Genomic DNA, 25,007 nt, shown 5'->3' with positions numbered 1-25,007 from the left:
GAGGAAGTGTGATGGCCCCATGAAGTTCCATGAAATGAATGAAAAAGAAATTGCCAGCGCCTTAAGAACAGATTTTACAGAAGGATTGGATGAAAAGGAAGTAAAAAGCAGACGAGAGCAGCATGGGCCTAATGCATTAGCTGAAGGGGAAAAGCAATCAGCACTATTATTATTCTTTAGCCAGTTCAAGGATTTCATGGTGCTTGTATTGCTAGCGGCCACCTTGATCTCTGGCCTTCTGGGTGAAATGGTTGATGCCATCGCGATTATTGCTATTGTGCTTGTGAATGGCATTTTAGGTTTTTTTCAGGAAAGGAAAGCGGAAAAATCACTCGATGCTCTTAAAGAATTGTCTGCGCCGCAGGTTCACGCTTTAAGGGATGGCGGGTGGGTTAAAATCCCATCAAAGGATGTTGTGCCAGGTGACATAATAAAATTCACCTCTGGTGACCGGATTGGTGCAGATATCCGGTTGATTGAGTCATGGAGTCTGGAGATAGAAGAATCAGCTCTGACGGGTGAATCCGTTCCGGTTCAAAAAAATACAAGCCCATTAAGAATTCCTAATCCAGGTCTGGGTGATATGGAGAATATGGCTTTCATGGGTACGATGGTTACAAGGGGAAGCGGTACTGGCGTTGTTGTAGCCACAGGGATGAAAACAGCAATGGGCCAAATCGCGGATCTTCTACAGACAGCTGAAATCCAGGAAACTCCATTGCAGCGGAGACTTGAACAGCTGGGAAAAATACTGATAACTGCTGCTTTATTCCTTACTTTATTAGTGGTAGGAATCGGTGTCCTTCAGGGGCACGATTTATACACAATGTTCCTTGCAGGTGTCAGTTTGGCGGTTGCTGCGATACCAGAAGGCCTGCCGGCAATCGTTACTGTTGCATTGTCGCTTGGCGTGCAGAGGATGATCAGGAAGAATGCCATTGTCAGGAAACTGCCTGCAGTAGAAACGCTTGGCTGTGCTTCTGTTATATGCTCCGATAAAACAGGCACGATGACTCAAAACAAAATGACCGTAACACATTTGTGGAGCGGCGGTAAAACTTGGACTGTCGATGGTGTAGGATATTCACCAACAGGCTCATTCTTCTACAAAGAAAGAAGCATTGATCCTCAGTCTGAAAAATCACTTCAGCAGCTTTTGACATTTGGCATGTTATGCAATCATTCTGAAATCATTGAGAAAGATGATGAATATGCCATCGATGGCGATCCTACGGAGGGTGCACTTTTAGTGGCAGCAATGAAAGCTGGCTATCGAAGACCAAGCCTGCTGAATCAGTTTGAAATTGTTAATGAATTCCCATTTGATTCAAAGCGGAAAATGATGAGTATGATTGTTAAAGATAAAAACGGAAGAAAGTTCGCTGTAGTTAAAGGAGCTCCCGATGTGTTGATCGGTTTGAGTGAATCGATTCTTTGGGATCAAAGACAGCAATTACTTTCCAAGGAATTGACGTCCAAAGTCCAGGCAGCGATTGATGAACTCGCTGGAAACGCTCTGAGGACAATTGCAATCGCATTCAAGCCTATTTCTGAGAATACCGTGGTCCTTCATGAAAATGAAGCTGAAAAAGGGCTGACATTCATCGGTTTGCAGGGAATGATTGATCCGCCGCGACCAGAGGTTAAACAAGCGGTAAAGGAATGCCGTGATGCTGGAATTAAAACGGTGATGATTACCGGGGACCATGTTATAACTGCAAAAGCAATTGCAAAGCAGCTTGGAATTCTGACTAAGGACAGTAAAGTCATTGATGGCAAGACACTGACCGAGATGTCTGTTACCGAGCTTGAAGATATCGTTGATGATGTTTCCGTTTTTGCGAGAGTATCACCAGAACATAAGCTGAAAATCGTTAAGGCTCTTCAGAATAGAGGACATATTGTTGCCATGACAGGAGATGGGGTCAATGACGCCCCGGCGATTAAGGCTGCTGATATCGGAGTAGCCATGGGGATCACAGGTACAGATGTAGCAAAAGAAGCATCATCTCTGGTGTTGCTCGATGATAACTTTGCAACCATAAAGGCTGCGATCAAAGAAGGTCGAAACATCTATGAAAATATTAGAAAGTTCATCCGGTATTTGCTTGCATCAAATGTCGGTGAGATTCTGGTCATGCTTTTCGCGATGATTTTGGGCTTACCGCTTCCGCTCGTACCGATTCAAATCCTTTGGGTAAATCTTGTGACAGACGGATTGCCTGCTATGGCACTAGGTTTGGACCAGCCGGAAGAAGATGTAATGAAGCGCTCGCCACGCCATCCAAAAGAAGGGGTATTTGCCCGGGGGTTAGGCTGGAAAGTGGTTTCAAGAGGATTCTTAATCGGTTTAGTGACGCTGATCGCTTTTATGGTTGTTTACGGAAGAAATCCAGAAGAGCTGGCCTATGCCCAGACAATTGCGTTCGCAACACTTGTTATGGCCCAGCTAATCCATGTGTTCGATTGCAGAAGTGAAAAATCTGTATTTGCCCGCAATCCACTTGGCAATAAATATCTCGTATGGGCGGTAATTTCTTCACTTGTTATGGTTCTTGCTGTCATTTACTCTCCAATGCTCCAGCCGATCTTCCATACCGTATCCATCCTGCCTGCTGACTGGCTGTTGATCATTGGATTATCTGCAGTTCCTACATTTTTGCTTGCCGGAACATTTTTTGCAAGAAAAACAAAAAGAAATATGATATAATCCGTTAGGTAATAGAGAAGGCTCTATTGCCTTTCTTTTTTTTATTATTAAATTATCACTTAAAATAAAGGCACTGTCATAGGTCAATGTTATTTTAAGCCTTTTGATTGAAGCGGAAATCAACAGCCTTGCTTAACAGAGCCTATGAAAAAAAAAAATTTTAAAAAACCTTCACGAATCAACTCGACTTTTTATAGAGAATGGATGTGTCTTGAATGGTCGTCAGTATGACTGGATTTGGAAGGAGTAGGGCTGATTCGGAAAGGTTCAGCGTCAATGTTGAGGTGAAGACGGTAAACCACCGTTTTTGTGAATTTCATATACGCATGCCTCGCCAGCTCCTGAAAACGGAAGAAAAAATAAAAAAGAAACTTGGCGAACACATAAAAAGAGGGAGAGTCGAAGTATTTGTAACTTTGGAGGGTGAAGGCATAGTAAGCCGAAGTGTACATATTGACTGGCAAGCCCTGGACGAATTAGTCCATCACATATCTGAAATCAAAAACAGGTACGGCATTACCGGTGAGATTGAGCTTCGTGACCTTGTCAACCGGGACGAAATCATTCATATTGAAGAAAAAGAGACAGAGAATGAAGAACTCGAACAGCTTGTATTGGCTGCAATACAGGACGCGGGAAATCAGTTGGTCCAGATGCGCTTGCTTGAAGGTACGGCTCTTGAGAGCGATGTTTCTCAAAACATCCAGCAGCTAAAAGGCAATCTCAGCAAGGTAAAACAATTTGCCCCAGATGTTGTGGAGCAATACAGGGACAGGCTGAATAAGAAAATGGCTGATTTTTTGGATGGGCAGGCTGATGAGGACAGGATTCTCACTGAAGTCGCGTTTTTTGCAGACAAAGCCGATATCAGTGAAGAAATCACCAGGCTTGAAAGCCATGTCGTTCAATTTACAGAAATAATGAAGTCGAATGAACCTCTTGGCAGAAAACTTGATTTTTTGCTTCAGGAAATGAATCGCGAGGTCAACACGATTGGATCCAAAGCCAATGATTCTAGAATTGCCAGAGAAGTTGTCGAAATGAAAAGCCTCCTTGAAAAGGTTAAAGAACAAGTACAGAATATTGAATAGCGTTTAGAATGAGCTTTGCAAGGCAAAAATAAATAACTGATGATTGGGGGACCATCATGGCAATAAAGCTTATAAATATAGGCTTCGGCAATATTGTTTCAGCGAACAGGATCATTTCGATCGTGAGTCCAGAATCCGCTCCGATTAAAAGGATCATTCAGGATGCGCGTGACCGAGGGTCATTAATAGATGCTACATATGGAAGAAGGACCAGGGCTGTTATCGTAATGGACAGCGACCACGTCATTCTCTCTGCGGTACAGCCAGAAACAGTTGCCCACCGCTTGAATGACAGGGATGATATTATTGATGAAGGGTAGGACTTTTTAATGCAGGAAAAAGGATTGTTGATTGTTCTTTCAGGGCCATCAGGAGTTGGAAAAGGAACGGTCCGGAAAGAATTGTTTTCCCAGCCGGATACAGCTTTTGAATACTCCGTTTCAGCTACGACCAGGCTCCCGCGGGAAGGCGAGAGAAATGGAGTAGATTATTTCTTCAAATCAAGGGAAGAATTCGAAGAGATGATCCAGCAGGACCAGCTTCTTGAATATGCAGAGTTTGTCGGTAATTATTACGGAACTCCTGTAGAGTATGTCCGCGAAACTCTTGATGCTGGGAAGGATGTTTTCCTGGAAATTGAAGTCCAGGGCGCAAGCCAGGTCCGCAGGAAGTTTCCGGAAGGTTTGTTCATTTTCCTTGCGCCGCCTAGCCTTTCAGAGCTTGAAAACCGAATCGTTACTAGGGGAACCGAGACGGAGGATATCATTAAAGGCAGAATGAGAGCCGCAAGAGAAGAAATCGAAATGATGGAATTATATGATTATGTTGTTGAGAACGACCAGGTGGAAAGTGCTGCTGAGCGTGTGAAAGCAATCGTTGTTGCAGAGCACTGCCGCAGGGAACGAGTTCAACATCGTTATAAAAAAATGCTGGAGGTAGATTAAATGCTTTTTCCTTCTATTGATTCATTAATGACAAAAATTGATTCAAAATATTCATTGGTGTCAGTTGCTGCAAAGCGTGCACGCAGCATGCAGGTTCACATGGACCCGAAAATCGATAAGTATGTGTCACATAAATTCGTTGGTAAAGCACTCGAGGAAATCAACGCTGAAAAGCTTCATTTCAAAACAGCTGCCAGCCATGAAGAATTAAATATCAACGAATAATTCCATGATAACAACCTATTTATTGGGTTGTTATTTTTTTGTTTTTGTATAAGTGATTTGAAAATCTATCGATCCAAGCATCTGCTTGCGCATTTCATGCTTAATCTGTGAAAAAATGTTATAGTTCAATCATAATGAAAGTTTGTGTACAATGGGGGTTCTCTGACATGATGAACGGTAAAAAAATCTTGCTTTGTGTTACTGGCGGTATCGCCGTATATAAAGGGGCTGCGCTGACAAGCAAATTGACCCAGGCCGGTGCGGAAGTGAAGGTCATCCTGAGTGAATCAGCCGCAAAATTTGTTACTCCGCTCACTTTCCAGGCGCTGTCCGGAAGTGAAGTTTATACAGATACATTTGATGAAAAACACCCTGACAAAATCGCCCATATTCACCTGGCAGACTGGGCGGACCTGATCATTGTCGCACCAGCTACAGCCAATATAATTGGAAAACTTGCAAATGGGATTGCTGATGATATGATTTCGACTACTCTCTTGGCGGCTACTGCCCCGATTTGGATTGCGCCTGCAATGAATGTACATATGTACAATCATCCTGCTGTAAGAAAAAATATGGAGACATTAAGAAGCTTTGGCTGTGATTTCATTGAACCAGCTGAAGGATATTTGGCCTGCGGCTACACAGGCAAGGGACGGCTTGAGGAACCTGAAACGATTGTTGATCTTGCTATCAAGTTTTTTAATAGGGAAACCGCGGAGCTTGCGGGCAAGACGGTTCTAATTACAGCAGGTCCTACCCGGGAGAAAATTGACCCCGTGCGATTTCTTACCAATCATTCAACCGGTAAGATGGGCTATGCGATCGCATCGGAAGCAGAAAAGATGGGTGCGCGGGTCATACTTGTTTCCGGTCCAGTCTACCTGGAAGCACCAAAAGGAGTAGAGCTTGTTTCGGTAGAAAGTGCTGAGGAAATGTACCTGGCAGCAATGGATCATTTCGAACAGGCTGATGTCATCATTGGAACAGCTGCGGTAGCAGATTACCGTCCTAAATATGTGTATGAAGAAAAAATGAAGAAGAAGGAAGGCGAGGAGTTCCTTGAGCTTGAACGTACAAAGGACATCCTTTTCGAGTTAGGCAAAAGGAAGACTACTCAAGTGGTAGTTGGATTTGCAGCCGAAACCACGAATGTAGAAGAACACGCAAAAGGCAAGCTGGTGAAGAAAAATGCTGATTTGATCGTTGCGAACGATGTGAAACAAGCGGGAGCGGGATTCGGCACTGATACGAATATTGTCACGATCTACAATAAAAATGGAACCAATGTCAAATTACCGTTAATGGCAAAAACCGAGGTTGCCAGAAACCTCCTTTTAGAGGTCACTCAACTGTTATCAAAGGATGAACGCCTATGAATATAGCCAGTGTTATTGTCGATGTGCCCGCAAAGCAGACAGACAAAACCTTTGACTATAAAATTCCAGATAAATTCAAAGATGTCATTAAGCCTGGAATAAGGGTGATTGTCCCATTTGGCCCTAGGAAAATCCAGGGCTTTGTCACGGAGCTTAAAAATGAATCCGGCTTTTCTAAATTACGTGAAATTGTAGAGCCGCTTGATTTGAATCCTGTATTAAATGAAGAATTGCTAGAACTGGGAGAATGGTTAACGGAGCATACATTAAGCTATAAGATTTCCTCCTATCAGGCAATGCTCCCGGCAGCTCTGAAGGCGAAGTACGAGAAAAAAATTGTACTCGCAAGAGGTGCTGATCTTGCTGGTGTCCACGAAAAGCTTAAGGATCTTTTCATGGAAAGCCGTGAAATAAAATGGGATGACGCTGTCTCACAAGGGCTTGTCCAGCAGCTTCATAAGGAAGCCTCAGAAGGCAGGATTGAAGTCATCTATCAAGTAAAGGACAGGGTACGCAAAAAGCTCCTCAAACATGTCTCCCCGGCTGCAGAGCCTGGACAGCTGAAAGAAATCAGGGGCAGTCTCCCGGCACAGGCATCGGGCCAGCAAGCAATTATAGATTTCTTTCTTGAACATCCTGAACCGGTGGAACAAAGACTCATCCTCACAACACTTGGTATTTCACAGGCATCTGTAAATTCGCTAGTAAAAAAAGGCGTTTTAAAGGTAGAAGAATTAGAGGTTTACAGAGATCCGTACGCTGAAAGAGAATTTGCCCGGAAAACCGCGTTGACGCTGACGGTGGAACAGGAAAAGGCAATTAGTCCTATTCTTTCTTCGATCGAGAATGAACAGCATGAGGTTTTCCTTTTATATGGAGTGACAGGTAGCGGGAAGACGGAAATATACCTTCAATCCATTCAAGAGGTATTGAACAACGGAAAAGAAGCGATTGTACTTGTACCAGAAATTGCGCTTACACCGCAGATGGTCACTCGCTTCAAAGAGCGGTTTGGGGATTATGTTGCGGTCATGCACAGTGGTCTATCTGCCGGAGAAAAATATGATGAGTGGCGGAAGATTCAGCGCAAAGAAGTAAAGGTTGTAGTAGGTGCCAGGTCAGCGATCTTTGCTCCGTTTGAAAACCTGGGAATCATCATTATTGATGAGGAGCATGAAACAAGCTATAAGCAGGAAGAAAATCCTCGCTATCATGCAAGGGATGTTGCAATCCAGAGAGCTAAAACGTATAACTGCCCGGTAGTCCTAGGCAGCGCAACCCCATCACTTGAATCATTCGCTCGCGCGCAGAAGGGGAGATACACAATGCTGTCCCTTCCAAAGAGGATGAACAACAGGGATCTTCCAACTGTCGAAATAGTCGACATGAGAGAGGAGCTCCGCACAGGCAACCGGTCAATGTTTTCTGTTAAGCTTTTTGAAAAATTAAAGGACCGGATTGAGAAAAAAGAACAGACTGTCCTGTTTTTAAATAAACGAGGCCACTCATCATTTGTCATGTGCCGGGACTGCGGCTATGTGATGAACTGTCCGCATTGTGACATCACGCTGACCTATCATCGGTATAATGAACAGATGAAATGCCACTATTGCGGTCATGAAGACAGGGTTCCAACTATATGCCCTGAATGCAATAGCGAGCATATCCGCTATTTTGGAACGGGAACGCAAAAGGTGGAGGAAGAACTCAATAAGCTGCTGCCAGAAGCGCGGGTCATCCGTATGGATGTGGATACAACAGGAAGGAAGGGCTCTCACGAGAGGCTTTTGACTGCTTTTCAAGAAGGCCAGGCGGACATTTTGCTTGGCACTCAAATGATCGCTAAAGGACTTGATTTTCCCAATATTACGCTAGTTGGTGTTCTTTCTGCTGATACAATGCTGCATTTGCCAGACTTTCGCTCGTCAGAAAAAACATTTCAGCTGCTTACCCAGGTGAGCGGGAGGGCAGGCAGACATCAGCTTCCCGGTGAAGTTGTCATACAGACTTATACACCGGAACACTACAGTGTCGAGCTTGCCGGCACCCAGGATTACGACCGGTTTTACCAGCAGGAAATGATGGTAAGGAAAGTACATCAGTATCCGCCATTTTATTATCTTTCACTAGTTACAGTCAGCCATGGAGAATTAATGAAGGTAGTGTCGGTCACCGAAAAGATCGCCAAATTCATATCGTCCAGGCTTTCGAAGGAAGCAGTCGTCTTGGGGCCAGTCGCATCCCCCATTCCCCGTATCAACGATAGATATCGGTATCAATGTTTGATAAAATACAAAAAGGAACCAGAACTGAATAGTGCGCTAAAGTCCATTCTCGATCATTATCAGCATGAGATGGGGACAGGCGGACTGCAAATTTCCGTTGATCTGAACCCTTATATCTTGATGTAAAAGATTTTGATGACCAGATTAATCAGTTTTTGCATTTGCTGAAAACGTGAAGTTTACGGTAAAAGGCTCTTGAACAAACTAATAGTTAAACGAAAAATATATTTAATGGATTTATTGGAGGATTTATTTTGGCAGTACGTAAAATAGTTAACTACCCGGCAGATATTTTGGAGCAGGAATGCGAATTGGTTACAGTTTTTGATAAAAAGCTCGCAAAGCTGCTGGATGATATGTATGATACAATGATTGAATTTGATGGAGTTGGCCTTGCTGCTCCACAAATTGATATAAATAAGCAAATTGCCATCGTTGATATTGACGATGAGCACGGAACGATTGAACTGATCAATCCAGAAATCATTGGAAGTGGCGGTGAACAGACTGGGCCAGAAGGCTGTTTAAGCTTTCCTGGTTTATACGGTGTGGTCACACGTCCAAATTATGTAAAAGTCAAAGCACAAAACCGTAAAGGTAAAAGCTTTGAAATAGAAGCGGAAGAATTTCTGGCCAGGGCGATCCTGCATGAAATCGACCATTTGCATGGGGTGTTATTTACCTCAAAGGTTACTAGGTATTTGGAAGAAGCTGAATTAGAGGAGCTGAACCAGGAATGACAAAAATAGTTTTTATGGGAACTCCGGATTTTTCCGTTCCTGTTTTAAGAAGGCTGATCGGTGACGGTTATAATGTAATCGCCGTAGTCACCCAGCCTGACCGGCCAGTTGGCAGGAAACGAGTGCTTACACCGCCTCCGGTTAAGGAAGAGGCGCTGAAGCATGATATTCCTGTTTATCAGCCGGAAAAAATCCGTCAGCAGGAAGATCTGGATAAAATTCTTGCATTGGAGCCGGATTTAATCGTGACGGCTGCCTTTGGGCAGATTTTGCCAAAACAATTGCTCGAGGCTCCAAAATATGGATGTATAAATGTCCATGCATCGCTGCTCCCTGAGCTTCGCGGCGGCGCGCCAATCCATTATGCGATCATCCAGGGCAAAGAAAAAACAGGGATTTCGATCATGTATATGGTTGAGAAACTGGATGCTGGTGATATCCTTACACAAATTGAAGTACCATTAACCGAAACAGATACGGTTGGAACGCTTCATGATAAAATGAGTGCTGCAGGTGCGGACCTATTATCAGAAACTATTCCAAAGCTGTTAAAAGGTGAGCTTACACCTGTCCCTCAAAACGATGAAGAGGCAACATTTGCCTGGAACATCAAACGTGAACAGGAGAAAATTGACTGGACGAAGCCGGGAGAACAAATATATAACCATATCCGCGGCATGAATCCCTGGCCAGTTGCCTATACGACAATGAATGGTTCGGTACTGAAAATATGGGGCTCCGAGAAGGCTGCTCATTCAATAAGCCAAGAGCCTGGAACGATTGTCAAACTTGAAGAAGATGGTTTCATTGTCGCTGCTGGTAATGGAACTGGAATAAAAATAACTGAGCTGCAGCCTGCGGGCAAGAAGAAAATGGATGCAAGGCAGTTCTTGCTTGGTGCAGGTTCGAACATCGAGCCTGGAATTAAGTTAGGAGATCAAGATGAGTAAAAAGAAAAATGTAAGGGACGCTGCAGTCCAATTATTGGAGTCGGTCGAAAAGAACCAGGCATACAGCAATTTGCTGCTGAACAGTGCAATTGAAAAAAATGAAATCAGTCCTATCGATATTGGTTTACTGACTGAGTTGGTCTATGGCACACTCCAGCGGAAAATGACACTCGATTATTACCTTAAACCTTTTATTGAGGAGAATAAGAAGCTGCAAAGCTGGGTCATCAATCTGCTTCGCATCACGGTTTACCAGATGGTGTATTTAGATAAAATTCCAGATAGAGCTGCGATATTCGAAGCAGTAGAGATAGCTAAGCGCCGCGGACACAAAGGCATAGCCAGCCTTGTTAATGGAGTTCTTCGCAGCATCCAGAGAAAAGGGCTGCCGAGCTTGGATAGTATTAACGACCCCGCAGAAAGAATTTCAATGGAGACAAGCCACCCATTATGGCTCGTCAAGAGATGGGTCAGCCAGTTCGGAATTGAAAGAACCCGTGAAATGTGTGAGGTGAACCTGACTGCCCCGCTGCAAACGGCAAGAGTCAATTTGACAAGAATAACGCGTGAAGAGTGTCTTGTACTGCTTGAGGACGAAGGCTTTGAAGTTGAACCAAGTCCGATCTTACCAGAAGCAATCAAATGTCTGCGCGGGAACCTCGCATCCTCAAAGGCCTTTAAATATGGATTATTGACTATTCAGGATGAAAGTTCAATGCTGGTTGCGTATGCTCTTGATATTAAAGAAGAGGAAGTAATCCTGGATGCTTGCGCGGCTCCTGGAGGGAAATCTTCACACATAGCTGAAATGCTTGGCAACAGTGGGAAAGTAATCTCTCTAGACCTTCATGAGCATAAAGTTAAGCTGATTGTAAAGAATGCGGAGCGTCTTGGATTAGAAAACATCGAAGCTAAGAAAATGGACAGCAGGCAAGCTGCAGAGCATTTTGAAAAGGAATCTGTTGACCGGATTTTGCTTGATGCTCCATGTTCTGGTCTCGGTGTAATGAGACGTAAACCCGATATGAAGTATACTAAAAAAGAAAATGATTTATCTCAGCTTCAATCAATTCAGCTTTCATTGCTAGAATCAGTAGCGCCGCTGCTAAAAGCGGGAGGCACGCTTGTATATAGTACTTGTACTGTTGATAAAGAAGAAAATCAAGAAGTCATAAGTAAATTTTTGCTTGAGCATCATGAATTTGAAGGAGATCTTGAATTTGCGAAAAGAATGCCGGATGCAATCAAACCATTGATTAATGGCATAGATGTTCAGATTCTTCCGCAGGATTTTGGCTCTGATGGATTTTATATTGCTTGTTTAAGAAAGAAGGTAGAATAACATGGAACAGGAAAATTCAACGAGAAATGCTGCAACAGAAGATACAGGGAAACAGTCCATCTATTCACTTCAGCTAGAAGAGCTGAAAAATTGGTTGAAGGAGCAAGACGAAAAACCATTTAGAGCTGAACAGATCTTTGACTGGCTCTATAAAAAAAGAGCTGCCTCCTTCGAGGACATGTCGAACCTTTCGAAGGAATTAAGGGACAAGCTCAGCCAGCATTTTGTGCTGACCACCATGAATACAATTGTCCAGCAGACATCTTCTGATGGTACAATTAAGTTCCTTTTTGAGCTGCATGATGGTGTTTCAATTGAAACAGTGCTGATGAGGCATGAGTATGGAAATTCTGTCTGTGTCACGACACAGGTTGGCTGCCGCATCGGCTGTACATTCTGTGCATCTACGCTTGGCGGATTAAAAAGAAACCTGGAAGCAGGAGAAATCGTTGCCCAGGTCGTAAAAGTACAACAGGCATTAGACGAAACAGATGAAAGAGTAAGTTCAATTGTTATCATGGGAATCGGCGAGCCGTTTGACAACTATGACCATATGCTTTCATTCCTGAAAATCGTCAACCATGAAAAAGGCTTGAATATCGGTGCACGCCATATCACCGTATCAACAAGCGGAATCATCCCAAAGATTTATCAATTCGCGGATGAAAATATGCAGATCAATTTTGCGATCTCCCTGCATGCGCCGAATTCGGAGCTTAGAAGCAGGCTAATGCCGATCAACCGTGCGTACAAGCTTCCTGATCTAATGGATGCGGTCCGTTATTACGTAAATAAAACGGGCAGAAGGATCAGCTTTGAGTATGGATTATTTGGCGGTGTCAATGATCAGGTAGAGCATGCAGAAGAGCTGGCAAACCTGGTAAAGGGTCTTAAGTGCCATATCAATTTGATTCCTGTAAATTATGTTCCTGAGCGAGATTACGTAAGGACTCCGAAAACCCAGATCTTTAAATTTGAACGCACGCTCCGTGACAGGGGTGTGAATGTTACAATTAGAAGAGAACAAGGGCATGACATTGAAGCGGCATGCGGACAACTTCGAGCGAAGGAAAGAAAAGAAGAGACGAGGTGAAAAGATGAAGGCTGTTTTCATGACGGACAGGGGAAAAGTTCGTCTGCATAATGAAGACAACGGCGGCATCTTTATCAATCCTGACGGGCAGCGCCTTGCCATCGTAGCAGATGGCATGGGCGGCCACCGTGCAGGAGATGTTGCCAGTGATATGACAATCAAACATTTAAAAGGCCTTTGGGAACAATCATCTAAGATACATACAGCAGGAGAAGCAGAAAAATGGCTCAAAGAAGCGGTGTTAGAAGTTAATAAGCAATTATTCCAGCATTCTTTAAATAATACAGAGTGCGAAGGCATGGGGACGACTGTAGTCGGTGCCATCTGCACAAATATTTTTGCCACAGTCGTGAATATCGGGGACAGCCGCTGCTATTTATTGAATGAGTCAGGTTTCAAGCAATTGACTGAGGATCATTCACTCGTCAACGAGCTTGTACGTTCAGGCCAAATCACAAAGGAAGACGCCGAACATCATCCGCGGAAAAATGTACTGTTAAGAGCACTGGGTACTGAGGAATCCGTAGAAATGGATTTAAAAACCATTACCTTTGAAGAAGGCGATGCATTACTGCTATGTTCAGACGGTCTATCTAATAAAGTATGCCTTGAGGAAATGCAAAGTGTCATAATGAATGAACTGCCTTTAGAAGAGAAGGCAGCAGAATTTATCAAAAGGGCCAACCAATACGGCGGCGAAGATAATATCACTCTTGCTATCGTCGAATATCAGGAATTCAACGAGGGCAGGTGAAGAAAATGATTATCGGAAAAAGAATCAGCGGACGCTATAAAATATTGGATATGATTGGCGGCGGCGGTATGGCGAATGTCTATCTAGCCCACGACATGATTCTTGACAGAGATGTCGCTGTTAAAATGCTGCGTCTGGATTTTGCCAATGATGAAGAATTTATCCGCAGATTTCACAGGGAAGCTCAATCAGCTACCAGTCTTGCTCATCCAAACATTGTTAGTATATATGATGTGGGAGAAGAGGACGGGCTATACTATATTGTAATGGAATATGTCGACGGGCAGACGCTAAAACAATACATACAGCAGCATGCTCCTGTCCCGGTTCAGGAAGCACTGGATATTATGAAGCAGCTGACTTCAGCGATTTCACATGCTCATCATAACCATATCGTCCATCGTGACATTAAGCCGCACAATATATTGATTGACAGTAATGGAACAGTGAAAATCACGGACTTTGGTATTGCGATGGCCTTGAGTGCCACTAGCATTACTCAGACAAATTCGGTGCTCGGATCTGTTCATTATCTTTCACCTGAACAGGCAAGGGGTGGAATGGCGAATAAAAAGTCGGATATTTATTCGATCGGTATCGTCATGTTTGAGCTGCTTACAGGCAGGCTGCCATTCTCTGGAGAGTCGGCTGTATCCATCGCTCTGAAACATTTGCAATCTGAAACTCCTTCTTTAAAGCGATGGAACCCGCAAATACCTCAAAGTGTGGAAAATATCGTTTTGAAGGCTACGGCTAAGGATCCCTTCCATAGATATGACAATGTAGATGAAATGGAAGATGATTTGCGGACTGCACTTGATGCCAATCGCCTTAATGAAGGGAGATTTTTTATTCCTGTAGATGATGAAGCAACAAAGGCAATACCTATTATAACGAACGATCGACCATTCCATAACATGGATGCAACGATTGTTAGGAAGGAACAGGCTGTTCCACCAGACAAAACGAACCAGTCAAAGCCAGTTAAAAAGAAAAGCAAAAAATGGCCGATCATCTTAACTCTATTATTTTTACTGATTGCGGCTGCAGGAATTGTAGCAGTGACAATGGGACCTGATTTGTTCGGGCCAAAAGAGGTTGCAGTTCCCGAAGTAAGCGGAATGGAACTGGAAGAGGCAGTCGCAGAATTGATGGCTGCTGGCTTTACCATTGGGGAACAGAAGGAAATCAGCGATGAAGAAGTTGAGGAAGGTCTAATCATAAAGACTAATCCGAAAGCTGGTAAGATGATCAAGGAAGGCAATGAAATAGATCTTTATATCAGTTCCGGGAAAGAGGAACTGGAGCTTTCGGATTACCGCGGCCGATTATTCGATGACGTAGTACCGCTTCTCGAAAATAAAAACTTCAAGGATATCGAAAAAACTGGAGAACATGATGATAGTGAGCCAGGAACCATTCTGGATCAATATCCTCCTGATGGTGAATCAGTGATTCCTGAGGAAACTACTATTGAATTCACCGTCAGCTTGGGGCCTGAGCTAATTACTCTTGACGATCTTAGCGGATCCAATCAGAAAGGGCTGCAAGTATACGAGGATACTTACGGACTCGAGATTGAGACAACAGAAGAGTTCAATGACAAAGTTCCAGAGGGAGAAGTCATTTCTCAAGACCCAGCACCGGGAACTCAATTGGAGAAAGGCAGCACGGTGAATGTTGTCATTTCTAAGGGAATTGAGGAGCTTCCAAAAAGAGTGAAGCATACTATTAATATTCCTTACGATACGACTTTAGCCGGGCAGCCGCAAGAGGTCCAAATTTTCATCAGTGATTTAGATCATGATGAAAATGTTCCAGCAGAGATTTTGAAAATTATGGAAGATACAAACCGCACTGTAGAATTTCATATCCCACCTGGTGGAGAAGCCTATTATAGAGTAATGAGTAACGGTTCAGTCATCGAGGAGGATGCAGTAGATTATCCAAAAGATTAACAGACAGGGAGTGTTGCTATGCCTGAGGGCAAAATCATTAAGGCGCTGAGCGGGTTTTATTATGTTGCGAACAAGGATGGAATAGTACAATGCCGCGGGCGGGGTGTGTTCCGAAAGAATAAGGTGAATCCGCTGGTAGGGGATGAGGTCGTTTTCCAGGCAGACAATAATACCGAAGGCTATATTCTTGAGGTAAAAGGGCGGAAGAATGAACTGGTCCGCCCTCCAATTGCCAACGTAGACCAGGCGATCCTTGTTTTTTCAGCAGTTGAACCTGATTTTAGCACTGCCCTGCTTGATCGGTTCCTAGTGTTAGTTGAGTATAATCATATCCAGCCGGTCATTTGCATTACGAAAATGGATTTGACTTCTGAAGAGCAAAAAAAGCGGCTTGAATCATTCGCTGCTGATTACCGCAAAGCGGGGTATGAGGTTATCTTTACCTCATCTGAAACATCCTCTGGCCTTGAGGAGCTAAGTCCCCATCTCGAGGGGAAAATCTCCGTTTTTGCGGGTCAGTCAGGTGTTGGGAAGTCCTCCCTGCTTAATGCGATCCGCCCTGACCTGGAATTGAAAACAGATGATATCTCTTCCCATCTGGGACGGGGAAAGCATACAACAAGACACGTAGAGTTAATCACAATTAATAATGGCCTTGTTGCGGATACCCCTGGTTTTAGTTCATTGGAGTTTACCGAAATTGAGGCCGAAGAACTGAACCCCTGTTTTCCGGATATTTACGAAATCAGTGAGTCTTGCAAGTTTCGAGGCTGTCTTCACATGGCAGAGCCTAAATGTGCTGTAAAAGCAGCGGTTGAAGCCAGAACTCTGCCTGAGTACAGGTATGAGCACTATAAGGACTTTTTATTAGAAATAAAGGATAGAAAGCCGAGGTACTAATCATGGTGAAAATAGCACCTTCAATATTGTCAGCAGACTTTGCCAGGCTTGGCGATGAAATTAAGGATGTCGAGCAAGGCGGAGCAGATTATATCCATGTTGATGTAATGGATGGTCATTTTGTGCCAAATATTACGATCGGCCCGCTTATTGTGGAAGCAATCCGTCCCGTTACAAAGTTGCCGCTTGATGTACATTTAATGATTGAAAATCCTGACCAGTACATTGAAGCCTTTGCCAAGGCTGGTGCAGATTACATTACCGTTCATGTGGAAGCATCCAGACATTTGCACAGGACAATCCAATTGATTAAATCGACAGGTGTCAAGGCAGGTGTCGTAATCAATCCGGCAACACCCGTGGAAAGCCTGAAGCACATCATTGAGGATTTAGACATGGTCCTGCTTATGTCAGTCAACCCAGGGTTTGGAGGCCAAAAATTCATCTCTTCTGTCCTTCCGAAAATCAGGCAGGTAAAGGAAATGGCCGATGCGGTGAACCCAGATCTTGAAATTGAAGTTGATGGCGGAGTAAATGAAGAAACTGCCAAGCTTTGTGTTGAAGCCGGCGCAACAGTGCTTGTAGCAGGTTCTGCGGTCTTTAATAAGGAAGACCGGGCAGCTGCAATTGCCCAATTAAAGCAATGATTTAAAAGCCAGCCGGATTATCGGCTGGCTTTTCTTAAGGGATCTTTTGCATTTGTTGAATGGTAACCGAAACAAGAAAAGAAGGAACCAACAGAGCTAAGTCTTAATAGTGCGTAAAATTCAGGCGGTTTTAAAGTTCAATGTTGATTTTTAACACCTGTTGATTGAAGCGGAGGGCACTCGACTCCTCCGAAAATGCTACCGCATTTCCATCGTGCGTGGGCAGGTTAGAGGAGCTTTTCAAAGTCGTGCGGGCTCACCGGACGTCTAAGGAAGAATTCTTCCCCGCGGAAAGCGAGTGCCTGGAGCGAAATCAACAGTCAGATTTAACAGAGCTAACCAAATTGGAAACCATGTTAATGTAAGGAAAGTCCAGACATATTATTATAGTTAATGAATCATACTTGTTTAGCTTTGTAAAAGGAGAAGATACAATGAAAATTAATCTTGTAGCCGGAGGACCTTTAAACCTGATTCCTGATCTGCAGGCTTTTGATGATAAAGATGTCGAATGGATTGGAATTGACAGGGGTGTATTCTATTTGCTGAATGCGGGAATCAAGCCTGCTATGGCCTTTGGCGATTTTGATTCAGTGACCGAGGAAGAGATGGCGGATATAGAAAAGGAAGTTGAGCAGCTTAAGAAGTTTAAGCCGGAAAAAGATGAAACCGATATGGAACTCGCCTTAAATTGGGCAATAGCGCAAAATCCTGATTCAATCACTATCTTTGGTGCGACAGGCGGCAGGCTAGACCACCTTATGGCAAATGTGCAGCTTTTGACAAAGCCGCTGAATCAGGATATTGACACTCATATAGAAATTATCGATAAGAATAATATTTTATTTATAAAAAAACCTGGCACTTATAACGTTGAAAAATTAGCTGATTTTAAATATATTTCATTCCTCCCAGTTACGCCTGAAATCTGGGGGATGACGCTTGAAAATTTCAAATATCCTTTAAATGACTGTCATATTCCTATGGGATCGACACTATGTATTAGTAATGAACTTATTAGAGGTCATGGTACTTTTTCATTTTCTGAAGGCATATTATTAGTTGTAAGGAGCAGGGATTGAAAAGTCTTTAGCAAAGGCTCTTATCGTATTCTTTTTTAAGGAAATATGTGAAAAGAGCAAATTTTGTACATCCCGGAATATACTGATAGGGATACAAAAAAGAAGACTGGTTTGCGAGAGATGGTGAGGAGGGACGGTATGAGATTCTATACAATTAAACTGCCGAGATTTTTAGGCGGCCTCGTACGGGCGATGTTAGGTGCTTTTAAAAAGGATTAATAAAACGATAAGTGAAACAATATGCAGACTGAAAACATTATAATGTGCAAGTGATTTGGCGCCCTGGAGACAGGGTGCTATTATTTTGCCCTGATTGGGGAAGAATGGGCCATAGGAGCAGCTTTTAGCTTGTGAGTGACTAGAAATTCCCAGGAGGTCTTGACAAAAATATGGCCAAAAAAAAGGCACCCAATTAAGGATGCCGTGCATCTGTCCAGAGTGCCAAGCGGCCTTTCTAAACATCTGCGGTTTTTAATTATACGCGTTCAACTTTACCTGATCTTAGAGCTCTTGCAGATACCCAAACACGCTTAGGCTTACCGTCTACAAGAATACGTACTTTTTGAAGGTTAGCACCCCATGTACGCTTGTTAGCGTTCATTGCGTGGGAGCGTGCGTTACCAGAACGAGTTGATTTACCAGTTACTACACATTTACGTGGCATATGATTTCCCTCCTAACTCACAAAAGCTAAAACTATGATTTTTGCTGCAATTATTTGCATATCGTCAGAACTGCGAATTTAACAGGATAACCTTATTTCTGACATACTTTAATAATTTATCATAGAAATTTGGCATTTGCAATAGTTCTGGCGAAAGCTATAAAGAAAAAAACCTTGACATATAGTTAAGATTCTTGCTGAATAATAAGGGGTAGGGCAGAATAACTTTAAAAATTGCTTGGCTTATAGTAAAATAACTGTAGCATATAGCTATTTTTCCAAAGGGGGAACGATTCATGTCCATTGAGCTTAAAACGAAGTACGGACAAATTGATATATCAAATGATGTCATTGCAACGATTGCAGGCGGTGCAGCAGTTGATTGTTATGGGATTGTCGGGATGGCTTCAAAGAATCAGATCAAAGACGGATTAACAGATATTCTGCGCAGGGAAAATTTCACTCGCGGTGTCATCGTTCGCCAGGAAAACGAAGAAGTACATATCGATATGTATATTATTGTGAGCTATGGAACGAAGATTTCCGAGGTTGCCCACAATGTCCAGTCAAAGGTGAAATACATCCTTGATAAAACAGTCGGGCTGGCTGCTGACTCGGTCAATATTTACGTTCAGGGAGTTCGTGTAACGAACCCGTAGTGAGGAGGAAAGATTTGTGTCTATTAAAGTTCTAGACGGAAAACATTTTGCGGAGATGGTGATACAGGGTGCCAATCATTTGGCTGCAAATGCCCAGTATGTCGACGCGTTGAACGTCTTCCCTGTTCCTGATGGTGATACAGGAACGAATATGAATTTATCCATGACTTCCGGGGCTAAGGAAGTAAAAAGTAATGTACAGGAGCATATTGGAAGGGTAGGATCTGCACTGGCAAAAGGCTTGCTAATGGGAGCGAGAGGAAACTCTGGTGTAATCCTGTCCCAATTATTCCGAGGCTTTGCGAAAGCAATTGAAGCTAAGCCGACCATTACTTCGCTGGAATTTGCTGCAGCATTGAATGCTGGAGTCGAAACAGCGTATAAAGCAGTTATGAAACCTGTTGAAGGTACGATTTTAACAGTGGCAAAGGACGCTGCCAAGCATGCTGTTGCTGTTGCCAAAAACCACGAAGACTTAGTCGGTCTGATGGAAGAGGTTCTAAAAGAAGCTAAAGCATCCCTTAGCCGTACCCCGGACTTGCTGCCAGTATTAAAGGAAGTAGGAGTAGTGGATAGCGGCGGACAGGGACTTGTGTTTGTCTATGAAGGATTCCTTGCCGAACTAAAAGGAGAAAAGCTTCCTGATTCTCCTGCAACAATGCCTAATATGAATGAGCTAGTAAGCGCTGAACACCATAAAAGTGTACAGAGCCATATGAATACAGAGGATATTGAATTCGGATATTGTACTGAATTCATGGTAAGGCTTGAAGGGAAAAATTCTTTTTCTGAGGAAAATTTCCGTCAGGACTTAAGCAAGTACGGTGATTCTTTACTAGTCATTTCTGATGACGAGGTTGTTAAAGTACATATCCACTCTGAGCAGCCTGGCGAAGTACTTACTTATGGCCAAAAATATGGAAGTCTCATCAACATGAAAATTGAAAACATGCGTCAGCAGCATTCAAATATCGTTGGTGAATCAACTACACCACTTCGTACAGAAGGTAACCAGCCAAAGAAAGAAAAGCAGGAATACGGAGTCGTAGCTGTATCGATGGGTTCAGGAATTGCCGAGCTCTTCCGCAGTATCGGTGCGAACGCTGTAATTGAAGGCGGCCAGACGATGAACCCAAGTACAGAGGATATCGTCAAGGCGATTAAGGAAGTCAACGCCCGCAAGGTGATTATCCTGCCTAACAATAAAAATATCATCATGGCTGCTGAACAGGCTGCTGAGGTTGCGGAGGAAGAAGTAGTTGTCATTCCTTCCAAGACAGTACCTCAGGGTATGACTGCATTGTTGTCTTTCAACCCATCTGCAGACAGTTCTGCAAACAAAGACACCATGACTGAAGCGATGCAACATGTAAAAACGGGCCAGCTGACATACGCTGTCCGCGACACAAGCATCGATGGTCTTGAAATCTCAACAGGAGATTTCATGGGTATTGCCGATGGTAAAATTGTTTTGAAGGACCAGGATAAAGTTAAGGCGGCTAAAGACCTCTTAAGTGAAATGCTTGATGAAGATTCAGAAATCCTGACAATCCTTAAAGGGGAAGACGCTTCCGAAGAAGATGTCGATTCAATTGTCGAGTTTGTTGAAAGCGAATTTAAAGATGTCGAGATCGAGGTTCATAATGGGGAACAGCCATTATATGCCTTTATCTTTGCGATTGAATAGTAAAAAAACTTTTCCAGTGCTGATACTCCCGCTGGACAAATAAAATTATAATATGTTACTAAGGAATAGAAGGGGAATACCCTTCTATTTCGTTATGTATAAATGTTTTTTCATTTTTCACAGCTTTCCTTTAACAATATGAGTAAAGGAGTGTGCGGTATGAAATACAAAAGTGTATTCGATATAATCGGGCCGGTAATGATCGGTCCATCGAGCTCCCATACAGCTGGAGCAGCAAGAATCGGAAGGGTTGCAAGGAGTTTATTTGGCCGGGAGCCAAAATGGGCAACGATTTCATTTTACGGTTCATTCGCTAAGACATATAAGGGCCATGGTACAGATGTAGCGATTGTCGGCGGCTTGCTGAATTTTGATACCTTTGATGAGCGTATAATCGGGGCAATTGATATTGCCAAAAAGTCCGGTATGAAAATTAAATTTATCGAAGAAGAAGCAATAACCGACCATCCTAATACGGCACGGGTACTCATTGGAGATGAGCAGGGTGAGCAAGAGCTAGTCGGAATATCGATTGGCGGCGGGAAAATAGAAATCATTGAGCTGAATGGCTTTGAACTAAAGCTTTCAGGTCACCATCCAGCAATTCTCGTTGTTCATAATGACCGGCACGGAGCTATTGCCGCGGTTTCAAACATTCTTGCCAAGGAAGAAATCAACATTGGCCATATGGAAGTGTCTCGCAAGGAAAAAGGGAAAATGGCGTTGATGATAATTGAGGTAGACCATAATATCGACGAGCATATCATTAAACAATTAGAACAGCTGCCGAATGTTTTGCAGGTCACAAAGATTGTCGACTAATTTGCAGGAATAGGAGGGAAGGCTAATATGTTTCGAAATGTAGCAGAGTTAGTGGAGCTAGCCACCAGTAAGAATAAAAAGATTTCCGAATTGATGATTGAACAAGAGGTAGAAGTGACCGGACGGAGCCGAGAAGAGGTCCTTACGATGATGGACCGGAATCTGACTGTCATGGAGCAGGCTGTCGAGAGAGGAATTAAAGGTGTTAAATCTCATTCTGGCCTGACTGGCGGGGATGCCGTCCTCCTTCAACAATATATTGAAAAAGGAAATTTCCTTTCTGGTGAAACGATTTTGGATGCTGTCAGCAAAGCTGTGGCAACAAATGAAGTGAATGCAGCGATGGGAACAATTTGTGCAACGCCCACAGCTGGCTCTGCCGGTGTCGTACCGGGAACTTTATTTGCCGTAAAAAGCAAATTGAATCCTACAAGGGAACAGATGGTTTCTTTCCTGTTTACAGCCGGTGCTTTTGGCTATGTAGTTGCCAACAATGCCTCAATTTCCGGCGCAGAAGGCGGATGCCAGGCAGAGGTTGGTTCAGCATCCGGGATGGCTGCTGCTGCAATAGTTGAAATGGCGGGTGGAACACCAGAACAATGTGCAGAGGCGATGGCGATCACGCTTAAAAATATGCTGGGATTAGTCTGTGATCCTGTTGCAGGCCTTGTTGAAGTTCCATGTGTAAAAAGAAACGCGATGGGGGCCGCGAATGCAATGGTTGCAGCTGATATGGCGCTCGCAGGGATTACGAGCAGGATACCTTGTGACGAGGTGATCGATGCCATGTATAAAATCGGCCAGTCCATGCCATCCGCACTTAGAGAAACAGCGCAGGGAGGGTTAGCGGCAACACCGACAGGCCGTGAGCTTGAGGCCAAAATTTTCGGCATACCGCTTGATAAACGTGAATGATATTCTAAAACAGCCAGTTACGGCAGTTAAAGGAATCGGCGATGAAATGGCAGAGACACTCGCAGACATGAATATCTGGTCTGTCAGTGACTTGCTTGAGTATTTCCCATACCGTTATGAAGATTACCGCCTAAAGGACTTGGCGGAGGTCAAGCATGACGAAAAAGTAACGGTTGAGGGGAAGGTTCACAGTGAACCTTCTCTTATCTATTATGGACGCAAGAAAAACCGCCTTACCGTCAGGGTTCTTGTGGGAAGGTATCTTATCATCGCAACCTTTTTCAATCAGCCGTATTTAAAACAAAAAATAAAAATAAACGAAACAGTGACTGTTACCGGCAAATGGGACCAGCACCGACAAACGATTACCGCAAGTGAAATGTCAGTAGGAGAGAATGCGAAAAGCCAGGATTTTGAACCAGTTTATGCTGTAAAAGGGAAAATGACCGTAAAAACGATCAGAAGACTGATCAAGCTGGCCTTTTCCCAATTTGGTCATGAAATATCTGAAATTCTGCCTGCTGAACTGCTGCAAAAATATAAATTGTTAAATCGAAGAGAAGCGCTGAGAATCATGCATTTTCCTGCTGGGGCAGATGAGATGAAGCAGGCAAGAAGAAGATTTGTATATGAGGAATTCCTATTGTTCCAGCTGAAGATGCAATCACTAAGAAAAATTGAGCGTGAACAGACTCCAGGAATAGCAGTTTCATATAAATTGGACGAGCTAATGTCGTTCATAAACGGATTGCCATTCCCGTTGACAGGAGCGCAAAAACGAGTTGTTAACGAAATTCTTGGCGACATGAAATCACCATACCGTATGAACCGCCTGCTCCAGGGGGATGTAGGGTCAGGTAAGACAGTCGTCGCGGCTATAGCGCTCTATGCAGCAAAGACTTCAGGCTACCAGGGTGCATTGATGGTGCCGACGGAAATCCTTGCTGAACAGCACTCCCAATCTTTGTCGCAGCTGCTTGAACCTTTTGGCGTAAAAACCGCACTCTTGACAAGCTCTGTAAAAGGAAAGCGAAGAAAGGAAATTCTTGAGCTTTTAAAGCAGGGAGAAATCCATGTCCTAATTGGTACGCATGCATTGATACAAGATGAGGTTGATTTTAATAACCTTGGATTAGTCATCACGGATGAGCAGCATCGCTTTGGGGTGGAACAAAGGCGGGTCTTACGGGAAAAAGGTGAAAATCCCGATGTCCTGTTCATGACGGCCACACCGATCCCAAGGACTCTTGCCATCACCGTGTTCGGGGAGATGGATGTTTCGGTCATCGACGAGATGCCGGCAGGAAGAAAGACGATTGAGACATATTGGGCTAAGCACGAAATGCTTGAAAGGGTGCTCGCTTTTATGGAGAAAGAGCTGGCTAAAGGCAGACAAGCCTATGTCATTACTCCGTTGATAGAAGAATCCGATAAGCTGGATGTCCAGAATGCCATCGATGTCCACAGCACTTTAAGCTTCTATTTTCAAAATCGCTACAAAGTCGGTCTTATGCACGGTCGCCTGCATTCTGATGAAAAAGATCAAGTAATGAAAGCTTTCAGTGAAAATGAAGTCCAAGTCCTTGTATCGACTACAGTTGTCGAGGTTGGTGTTAATGTGCCAAATGCGACTGTCATGATGATTTATGATGCTGAGAGGTTTGGGCTTGCACAGCTCCACCAGCTGAGAGGCCGAGTTGGCAGGGGAAGCGATCAATCCTATTGTATTTTGCTTGCGGATCCAAAAAGCGAAGTTGGGAAAAAACGAATGAAAATCATGTCCGAAACAAATGATGGATTCGTTTTAAGTGAAAAGGACCTTGAGCTTCGCGGACCAGGGGATTTCTTTGGAAAAAAACAAAGCGGACTTCCAGAGTTCAAGGTAGCGGATATGGTCCATGACTACCGTGCTCTTGAAACTGCAAGAAATGACGCAACATTACTAGTGCAATCATCTGCTTTTTGGCAAGCTGACAAGTACCATTCTCTCAGGGAATATCTGAAGGAGACTGGCGCGCTTGCAAGTGAAAAGCTTGATTAATCTACAATACTATATTTATTTGAAAGATTAATAGGGTCTGCTCAATTTGTCGACAAAGATACAGTTCACCGATCAGATATTGATACCCTGTTGATTGGAGTGGAAGGCGCGAAGACTCC

23 protein-coding genes are annotated in these 25,007 nt (G+C 43.6%); 22 read left to right on the top strand and 1 reads right to left on the bottom strand.

Going from position 1 to position 25,007, the window contains the following annotated elements:
- Positions 1-19: 19 nt before the first annotated feature.
- From V7654_RS00800 to spoVM, 17 genes are all read left to right on the top strand, one after another.
- Positions 20-2,710 (top strand): cation-translocating P-type ATPase, encoded by a 2,691-nt coding sequence (locus tag V7654_RS00800; protein WP_335427724.1) that lies wholly within the window; start codon positions 20-22, stop codon positions 2,708-2,710.
- A gap of 215 nt (positions 2,711-2,925) precedes the next feature.
- Positions 2,926-3,801 carry a YicC/YloC family endoribonuclease gene (locus V7654_RS00795; RefSeq protein ID WP_335427722.1) on the top strand — a complete coding sequence of 292 codons (876 nt, stop codon included), beginning with the start codon at positions 2,926-2,928 and terminating at the stop codon, positions 3,799-3,801.
- Positions 3,802-3,857: 56 nt separating this feature from the next.
- The gene (gene remA, locus V7654_RS00790) at positions 3,858-4,121 is read left to right on the top strand and encodes an extracellular matrix/biofilm regulator RemA (RefSeq protein WP_023614949.1); all 264 of its coding nucleotides are present in this window, start codon (positions 3,858-3,860) and stop codon (positions 4,119-4,121) included.
- A gap of 9 nt (positions 4,122-4,130) precedes the next feature.
- Positions 4,131-4,745 (top strand): guanylate kinase, encoded by a 615-nt coding sequence (gene gmk, locus V7654_RS00785; protein ID WP_335427719.1) that lies wholly within the window; start codon positions 4,131-4,133, stop codon positions 4,743-4,745.
- Positions 4,746-4,970, top strand: coding sequence for a DNA-directed RNA polymerase subunit omega (gene rpoZ / locus V7654_RS00780; RefSeq protein WP_335427717.1), 225 nt, complete (start codon positions 4,746-4,748; stop codon positions 4,968-4,970).
- Positions 4,971-5,137: 167 nt separating this feature from the next.
- Complete coding sequence (coaBC, locus tag V7654_RS00775; protein ID WP_335427715.1) at positions 5,138-6,349, top strand: bifunctional phosphopantothenoylcysteine decarboxylase/phosphopantothenate--cysteine ligase CoaBC; 1,212 nt, start codon at positions 5,138-5,140, stop codon at positions 6,347-6,349.
- Positions 6,346-8,760 carry a primosomal protein N' gene (gene priA / locus V7654_RS00770; protein ID WP_335427714.1) on the top strand — a complete coding sequence of 805 codons (2,415 nt, stop codon included), beginning with the start codon at positions 6,346-6,348 and terminating at the stop codon, positions 8,758-8,760. The genes coaBC and priA overlap by 4 nt, the downstream gene beginning before the upstream one ends.
- Positions 8,761-8,888: 128 nt before the next feature.
- Positions 8,889-9,374: a peptide deformylase gene (gene def, locus V7654_RS00765; RefSeq protein WP_335427712.1), complete on the top strand. Its 486-nt coding sequence runs from the start codon at positions 8,889-8,891 to the stop codon at positions 9,372-9,374.
- Entirely contained in the window at positions 9,371-10,324 is a 954-nt protein-coding gene (gene fmt / locus V7654_RS00760; RefSeq protein WP_335427710.1) for a methionyl-tRNA formyltransferase, read from the top strand. The genes def and fmt overlap by 4 nt, the downstream gene beginning before the upstream one ends.
- The gene (gene rsmB, locus V7654_RS00755; RefSeq protein WP_335427708.1) at positions 10,317-11,666 is read left to right on the top strand and encodes a 16S rRNA (cytosine(967)-C(5))-methyltransferase RsmB; all 1,350 of its coding nucleotides are present in this window, start codon (positions 10,317-10,319) and stop codon (positions 11,664-11,666) included. The genes fmt and rsmB overlap by 8 nt, the downstream gene beginning before the upstream one ends.
- Before the next feature lies 1 nt (position 11,667).
- Positions 11,668-12,759, top strand: coding sequence for a 23S rRNA (adenine(2503)-C(2))-methyltransferase RlmN (gene rlmN, locus V7654_RS00750; protein WP_335427706.1), 1,092 nt, complete (start codon positions 11,668-11,670; stop codon positions 12,757-12,759).
- 4 nt (positions 12,760-12,763) lie between these two features.
- Positions 12,764-13,513 (top strand): Stp1/IreP family PP2C-type Ser/Thr phosphatase, encoded by a 750-nt coding sequence (locus tag V7654_RS00745; RefSeq protein WP_335427704.1) that lies wholly within the window; start codon positions 12,764-12,766, stop codon positions 13,511-13,513.
- A gap of 5 nt (positions 13,514-13,518) precedes the next feature.
- On the top strand, positions 13,519-15,471 hold the full coding sequence (gene pknB / locus V7654_RS00740) for a Stk1 family PASTA domain-containing Ser/Thr kinase (RefSeq protein WP_335427702.1): 1,953 nt from the start codon (positions 13,519-13,521) through the stop codon (positions 15,469-15,471).
- Between the two features lie 18 nt (positions 15,472-15,489).
- The gene (rsgA, locus tag V7654_RS00735) at positions 15,490-16,371 is read left to right on the top strand and encodes a ribosome small subunit-dependent GTPase A (protein WP_335427701.1); all 882 of its coding nucleotides are present in this window, start codon (positions 15,490-15,492) and stop codon (positions 16,369-16,371) included.
- Between the two features lie 2 nt (positions 16,372-16,373).
- Positions 16,374-17,018, top strand: coding sequence for a ribulose-phosphate 3-epimerase (rpe, locus tag V7654_RS00730; RefSeq protein WP_335427700.1), 645 nt, complete (start codon positions 16,374-16,376; stop codon positions 17,016-17,018).
- A 434-nt stretch (positions 17,019-17,452) separates the two neighbouring features.
- Positions 17,453-18,100, top strand: coding sequence for a thiamine diphosphokinase (locus V7654_RS00725; protein ID WP_335427697.1), 648 nt, complete (start codon positions 17,453-17,455; stop codon positions 18,098-18,100).
- 138 nt (positions 18,101-18,238) lie between these two features.
- Complete coding sequence (gene spoVM, locus V7654_RS00720; RefSeq protein WP_144475002.1) at positions 18,239-18,319, top strand: stage V sporulation protein SpoVM; 81 nt, start codon at positions 18,239-18,241, stop codon at positions 18,317-18,319.
- A 256-nt stretch (positions 18,320-18,575) separates the two neighbouring features.
- Here spoVM and rpmB read toward each other — a convergent pair whose 3' ends face one another.
- Positions 18,576-18,764, bottom strand: coding sequence for a 50S ribosomal protein L28 (gene rpmB, locus V7654_RS00715; RefSeq protein ID WP_023614934.1), 189 nt, complete (start codon positions 18,762-18,764; stop codon positions 18,576-18,578).
- Between the two features lie 296 nt (positions 18,765-19,060).
- Between rpmB and V7654_RS00710 the strand changes: the two genes are divergently transcribed.
- The 5 genes from V7654_RS00710 to recG all read left to right on the top strand — a co-directional run bounded on the left by V7654_RS00710 (position 19,061) and on the right by recG (position 24,888).
- On the top strand, positions 19,061-19,423 hold the full coding sequence (locus V7654_RS00710) for an Asp23/Gls24 family envelope stress response protein (protein ID WP_335427695.1): 363 nt from the start codon (positions 19,061-19,063) through the stop codon (positions 19,421-19,423).
- A 16-nt stretch (positions 19,424-19,439) separates the two neighbouring features.
- A complete protein-coding gene (locus tag V7654_RS00705; protein WP_335427692.1) occupies positions 19,440-21,110 on the top strand; it encodes a DAK2 domain-containing protein in 1,671 nt (556 codons plus the stop codon).
- Between the two features lie 159 nt (positions 21,111-21,269).
- Positions 21,270-21,932, top strand: coding sequence for an L-serine ammonia-lyase, iron-sulfur-dependent subunit beta (gene sdaAB, locus V7654_RS00700; protein WP_335427690.1), 663 nt, complete (start codon positions 21,270-21,272; stop codon positions 21,930-21,932).
- Between the two features lie 27 nt (positions 21,933-21,959).
- Positions 21,960-22,847 carry an L-serine ammonia-lyase, iron-sulfur-dependent, subunit alpha gene (gene sdaAA / locus V7654_RS00695; protein WP_335427688.1) on the top strand — a complete coding sequence of 296 codons (888 nt, stop codon included), beginning with the start codon at positions 21,960-21,962 and terminating at the stop codon, positions 22,845-22,847.
- A complete protein-coding gene (recG, locus tag V7654_RS00690; protein ID WP_335427955.1) occupies positions 22,840-24,888 on the top strand; it encodes an ATP-dependent DNA helicase RecG in 2,049 nt (682 codons plus the stop codon). Before sdaAA ends, recG begins: the two co-directional genes overlap by 8 nt.
- Positions 24,889-25,007: the final 119 nt, after the last annotated feature.

This window comes from Bacillus sp. JJ1609 (assembly GCF_036967045.1).
Classification (GTDB): Bacteria; Bacillota; Bacilli; order Bacillales; family Cytobacillaceae; genus Mesobacillus.
Note: the sequence above shows the minus strand (reverse complement) of the source record. Positions and strands in the feature narration are given on the sequence as shown.

Excerpts from the sequence above, each read along its gene's own strand:
- fmt (WP_335427710.1), top strand. The coding sequence starts at position 9,371 with ATGACAAAAATAGTTTTTATGGGAACTCCGGATTTTTCCGTTCCTGTT.
- V7654_RS00800 (WP_335427724.1), top strand. The coding sequence starts at position 20 with ATGAAGTTCCATGAAATGAATGAAAAAGAAATTGCCAGCGCCTTAAGA.
- rpoZ (WP_335427717.1), top strand. The coding sequence starts at position 4,746 with ATGCTTTTTCCTTCTATTGATTCATTAATGACAAAAATTGATTCAAAA.
- gmk (WP_335427719.1), top strand. The coding sequence starts at position 4,131 with ATGCAGGAAAAAGGATTGTTGATTGTTCTTTCAGGGCCATCAGGAGTT.
- rsmB (WP_335427708.1), top strand. The coding sequence starts at position 10,317 with ATGAGTAAAAAGAAAAATGTAAGGGACGCTGCAGTCCAATTATTGGAG.
- V7654_RS00745 (WP_335427704.1), top strand. The coding sequence starts at position 12,764 with ATGAAGGCTGTTTTCATGACGGACAGGGGAAAAGTTCGTCTGCATAAT.
- rsgA (WP_335427701.1), top strand. The coding sequence starts at position 15,490 with ATGCCTGAGGGCAAAATCATTAAGGCGCTGAGCGGGTTTTATTATGTT.
- rlmN (WP_335427706.1), top strand. The coding sequence starts at position 11,668 with ATGGAACAGGAAAATTCAACGAGAAATGCTGCAACAGAAGATACAGGG.
- spoVM (WP_144475002.1), top strand. The coding sequence starts at position 18,239 with ATGAGATTCTATACAATTAAACTGCCGAGATTTTTAGGCGGCCTCGTA.
- pknB (WP_335427702.1), top strand. The coding sequence starts at position 13,519 with ATGATTATCGGAAAAAGAATCAGCGGACGCTATAAAATATTGGATATG.
- coaBC (WP_335427715.1), top strand. The coding sequence starts at position 5,138 with ATGATGAACGGTAAAAAAATCTTGCTTTGTGTTACTGGCGGTATCGCC.
- rpe (WP_335427700.1), top strand. The coding sequence starts at position 16,374 with ATGGTGAAAATAGCACCTTCAATATTGTCAGCAGACTTTGCCAGGCTT.
- V7654_RS00725 (WP_335427697.1), top strand. The coding sequence starts at position 17,453 with ATGAAAATTAATCTTGTAGCCGGAGGACCTTTAAACCTGATTCCTGAT.
- remA (WP_023614949.1), top strand. The coding sequence starts at position 3,858 with ATGGCAATAAAGCTTATAAATATAGGCTTCGGCAATATTGTTTCAGCG.
- sdaAA (WP_335427688.1), top strand. The coding sequence starts at position 21,960 with ATGTTTCGAAATGTAGCAGAGTTAGTGGAGCTAGCCACCAGTAAGAAT.
- rpmB (WP_023614934.1), bottom strand. The coding sequence starts at position 18,764 with ATGCCACGTAAATGTGTAGTAACTGGTAAATCAACTCGTTCTGGTAAC.
- priA (WP_335427714.1), top strand. The coding sequence starts at position 6,346 with ATGAATATAGCCAGTGTTATTGTCGATGTGCCCGCAAAGCAGACAGAC.
- V7654_RS00795 (WP_335427722.1), top strand. The coding sequence starts at position 2,926 with ATGGTCGTCAGTATGACTGGATTTGGAAGGAGTAGGGCTGATTCGGAA.
- sdaAB (WP_335427690.1), top strand. The coding sequence starts at position 21,270 with ATGAAATACAAAAGTGTATTCGATATAATCGGGCCGGTAATGATCGGT.
- V7654_RS00710 (WP_335427695.1), top strand. The coding sequence starts at position 19,061 with ATGTCCATTGAGCTTAAAACGAAGTACGGACAAATTGATATATCAAAT.